The organism is Hyalangium sp. (assembly GCF_045802625.1).
In the GTDB taxonomy this organism is placed as follows: Bacteria; Myxococcota; Myxococcia; order Myxococcales; family Myxococcaceae; genus Hyalangium.
In genome coordinates this window covers 1-3874 of sequence record NZ_JBJMQP010000047.1, presented here as the reverse complement: position 1 = coordinate 3874, position 3874 = coordinate 1, and the positions used below count along the sequence as shown (strand labels likewise).

General features: G+C 69.0%; 3 protein-coding genes. 2 read left to right on the top strand and 1 reads right to left on the bottom strand.

From position 1 onward, the window contains the following. The first annotated feature begins 198 nt into the window (after nt 1–198). Nucleotides 199–402: a cold-shock protein gene (locus tag ACJ8AT_RS08650; protein WP_047860205.1), complete on the top strand. Its 204-nt coding sequence runs from the start codon at nt 199–201 to the stop codon at nt 400–402. A 95-nt stretch (nt 403–497) separates the two neighbouring features. Here ACJ8AT_RS08650 and ACJ8AT_RS08645 read toward each other — a convergent pair whose 3' ends face one another. Further along, nucleotides 498–2717, bottom strand: a complete 2220-nt coding sequence (locus ACJ8AT_RS08645) for a DPP IV N-terminal domain-containing protein (RefSeq protein WP_407737167.1) — start codon at nt 2715–2717, stop codon at nt 498–500. 118 nt (nt 2718–2835) lie between these two features. Here ACJ8AT_RS08645 and ACJ8AT_RS08640 point away from each other — a divergent pair, with 118 nt between their 5' ends. Then, a complete protein-coding gene (locus tag ACJ8AT_RS08640) occupies nt 2836–3600 on the top strand; it encodes a hypothetical protein (protein WP_407737166.1) in 765 nt (254 codons plus the stop codon). Nucleotides 3601–3874: the final 274 nt, after the last annotated feature.

Genomic DNA, 3874 nt, shown 5'->3' with positions numbered 1-3874 from the left:
GCGCATCAAGGACTGCATCGAGGATCCCACTCGGCTCCTGCTGGAAATTTGAAATCAGGATAAACAGAGCAAGCAGGAAAACGGGGCAGCCGACTAGACAGGCGCTCGGCTGCCCGCCTACAACTTCACTTGTCACCCGACGGACGGGGGACGGGCAAACGAGCCAGCCACAGGCAGGCTCCGTGACAAGGAAGCACCATGGCAACTGGTACCGTGAAGTGGTTCAACGACGCGAAGGGCTTCGGTTTCATCGTGCAGGATGGTGGTGGTGAGGACGTGTTCTGCCACCACACCGCCATCAACATGGACGGGTTCCGCACCCTCGCCGAGGGACAGAAGGTGGAGTTCGAGCTCGCCAAGGGCCCCAAGGGTCTCCAGGCGCAGAACGTCCGCGCCGCCTGAAGTCCCCGAGCCACTCCGGACACGTAGTGGCCTCAAAGCAAAGGCCCGGCACCCCAAGGGAGCCGGGCCTTTCCCTTTCGCGCTCGGGCCTCGCGCTACTTCGCGGCGAGGTGGCGCTTGAAGTGGTTCATCACCCACTCGTACTGGCGCTGGGTGACGAGCGGATCCGGCACCATGTGCGTGAGGCCGCTCAGGGGCAGCAGCTCGTGGTACTTGCCGGCGCGGAAGAGCGCGTCGGACAGCTTGAGCGTGTGGAAGAAGTAGACGTTGTCGTCCGCGGTGCCGTGGATGAGCAGCAGCGGGGAGAGGGGCTTGCCGGTGTCACGCGCGTAGGTGAGCAGCGAGCTCTTCTCGTAGGCGTCCGGGTGCTGCTGGGGCAGGCCGAGGTAGCGCTCGGTGTAGTGGGTGTCGTAGTCGAGCCAGTCCACCACCGGAGCACCGGCCACGGCCGCCTTGAAGACGTCCGGGCGCTTGAGGGCGGCGAGCGCGCCCATGTAGCCGCCGAAGCTCCAGCCTTCAATTCCCACGCGCTGCGGGTCCACCTCGGGCACCACGGCGGCGAGCGCCTGCACGGCGGCGGCCTGGTCCTCGAGCGTCACGCCAGAGAAGTCCCCGCGCACCTCGCGCTGCCACTTCGCGCCGCGCAGCGGGGTGCCGCGTCCATCGAAGCGGGCGATGAGGAAGCCCTGATCCGCCATCCACTGCGACAGCAGGTGGGCCGCCATGGACTTGTGCACCACGGTGACGGTGGGGCCGGCGTACACCTCGACGATGACGGGCAGCTTCTGGCCGGGCTTCGCGTTGCGCGGGCGCACCAGCGACGAGTGGAACTTCAGCGGGCCCACCTCGCGGTACTCGACGATGGGGGTGAAGTCGGGCTCCACCGCGACGGAAGGCAGCTCGCCCACGCGAGAGCCGTCCGCGCGCGCCACGTACGTGCGCGGCATGGACGTGGGGCTCGAGTGGTTGATGACGAGCAGGTTGCCCGACTTGGAGACGCTGCCGGCCTCGATGGCCTCGCCCTGGGTGCCGGGACGCACCTGCTCCGGCGTGCCGCCGTCCTTCACGCGCCACAGGTAGCTCTCCGTGGGGTTGGGGCCACCGTTGAAGTAGAGGGTGCGATCCTTCTCGATATAGCTGGCGAAGCCACGGAAGCCCGCCTCCGGCTTCACCAGCGAGCGCGCGAGGCTCCCGTCCGCGTTGCGCAGCTCCACCTCGGGGCCGCCGTTGCGCTCGGTGTACCAGAGGAAGCCGCTGCCATCCTCCAGCCACTTCGGGAAGGTCTGCTCCAGCTCGAGCCAGGCCTCGTCCTTCTCGGTGAGCAGCTCGCGCGTCTTGCCGCTCGTCACGTCCACCGCGAGCAGCGCCTCCTCCGTCTGCGTGCGGTTCTGCACCAGAATCGTCAGGGGGCCCTTCTTCGGCCACACCACGGTGGCCAGGTACGGGTACTTCTCCGCGTCCCACCCGGCCCACACCGTCTTGCCGCCCGTCACCGGGGTAATCCCCAAACGCACCTTCGCGTTGGACTTGCCCGGACGCGGGTAGGAGTTGTCGTCGGCGCCGTGCTCGGGGTGCATCACGTCGATGATGGAGAGCTTCTCCACCCCCGAGGTGTCCGACTCGGTGTAGGCGAGGGCCTTCGCGTCCGGGCTCCACCACCAGCCGGAGAAACGGCTCATCTCCTCCTGGGCGACGAACTCGGCCAGGCCGTGCGTCTTCGCCGGAGTGCCGCCCGTGGTGACGCGCGTCTCCTTGTTGGCCGCCAGGTCGATGTGGAAGACGTCGTTGTCCCGCACGTACGCCACGTGCTTGCCGTCCGGGGAGAAGCGCGGGTCGATGACGCCCGCCCCCGTCTTGAGCTCGGTGGACTTTCCGCTGCCGCGCTCGACGAGGTAGAGCTTGCCGGAGAGCGGCACGAGAATGCGCTCGCCGTCCTCGGAGAGCTGGTACGAGGTGAAGCCCCGGGCGCTCACGCGCATGCGCTCGCGGCGGGCCTTCTCCTCGGGGGAGAGCGTCTCCTCGGAGCCCTTGAGGATGGCCTCGGGGGTGAGCACCTCCTTCGCTTCACCGCTGGCCACGTCGAAGGCGAAGAGCGTCTGGATGGGCGCGCGGGGCTGGCCGCGCAGGAAGAGGACGGTCTTCTCGTCGGGGGTGATGCGGGGATTGACGGGACGTCCGCTCATGAAGCGGCGCGTCTCGGCGAAGTCCTTCAAGAAGGCATCTTGCGAAGTGGAGGACATGGTTTTCGCGGGGGGCTGCTGGGCAAGGACGGGGGCGCTCGACAACAGGAGCGCGGCGGCGAGCAGGATGCGCATGCGGGCTGGCGCCCGGAAACCGGGCGATCCCTCCTTTGAGGTAGGAAGCGCGCGCAGCCTACACTCCCGGCCGCGCGCGGCCCGCCAAAGTGCCATGTGAGGAGGGTTATTCCCGGTGATGGACGATTCTCTGAAACACCTGCGGCTCGCTGGCGTCATCCGGCTGTCGCTCGGCGGTGGGCGGGGCCCGGCGGATGCGTACGTGTTCGATCCGCACCGGCTCGCCCTGCCCGCGTGGGCCTGCGCGCTGGCAGACGGGCCCGCGGCGCTGCTGGTGACGTTGGACCGGCACCTGGACCTGGTGGTGCCGCAGGCGCCCGCGGCGGTGCCGGACCGCTCGGCGGGGCTGAGGGCCCTGGACGAGCACGCGCGCTGGGCACTGGACGTGCGCAACTACGACCATGTGCTGGCGGCGATGGAAGCGGGCCTGGTGGGCGACGCGCTGGTGATCGCCCGGGGACGGCCCCGGGGCACGTTCGCGGGGGACGTGTACGTGGACACGCGAGGCCGCTCGCACCGGCTGGTGGTGGTGCCCACGGTGGACCGGGCGGCCGAGGCCTACAACGCGCCCGCCCCGGGTGACACGGTGCGTGAGGTGCTGGAAGCCGCCGAGCGGGTGCTGCTCGACGTGGACCTGGACTGCTTCACCTCCTTGAGCGACGCGGACCCGACGACGGTGCTGCCTTGGCCTCCAAACATCATCCGCGAGTATCTGCTCCCCCCGGGCTCGGAGTCCTTCTGGGAGGCGGTGCTGGGCCGGTGCGTCGCGCTGACGCTGGCCCGGGAACCCCACCACTGCGGCGGGCTGCTCGCCTCGGGCGCCCTCTTCCGGGACGTGGCCGAGGTGCTCTTCCGGGAATTGCTGCGCACCGAGCCCCCCTAGCAACCGGGAGAGCGCCCCCCTGGTTTCTCCTGATACCGGGGTTTTTCTTCAATTTCGAGACGTAGCCGGGCCCCTCGCGCTAGCATCGGGATGATCGGCAAGCGTCCAGGCAGGTGCCACGGATTCTTCCCGGGCCTCTCTCATTCGTCCCCTCCCTCTGGGAGAATGGCCACGCCTCATGAACGGCTCGCCCCCGCAGACGGTCATTCCTCCACGGCTCCTCCGCCGGGTCCTCCTCGCCGCCCTGGCGTGGCTCCTCCCCTCCGCGCCCTTC

What these genes read in the sequence shown, in the direction of transcription:
- ACJ8AT_RS08650 (WP_047860205.1), top strand. Translation starts at nt 199, where the DNA reads ATGGCAACTGGTACCGTGAAGTGGTTCAACGACGCGAAGGGCTTCGGT.
- ACJ8AT_RS08645 (WP_407737167.1), bottom strand. Translation starts at nt 2,717, where the DNA reads ATGCGCATCCTGCTCGCCGCCGCGCTCCTGTTGTCGAGCGCCCCCGTC.
- ACJ8AT_RS08640 (WP_407737166.1), top strand. Translation starts at nt 2,836, where the DNA reads ATGGACGATTCTCTGAAACACCTGCGGCTCGCTGGCGTCATCCGGCTG.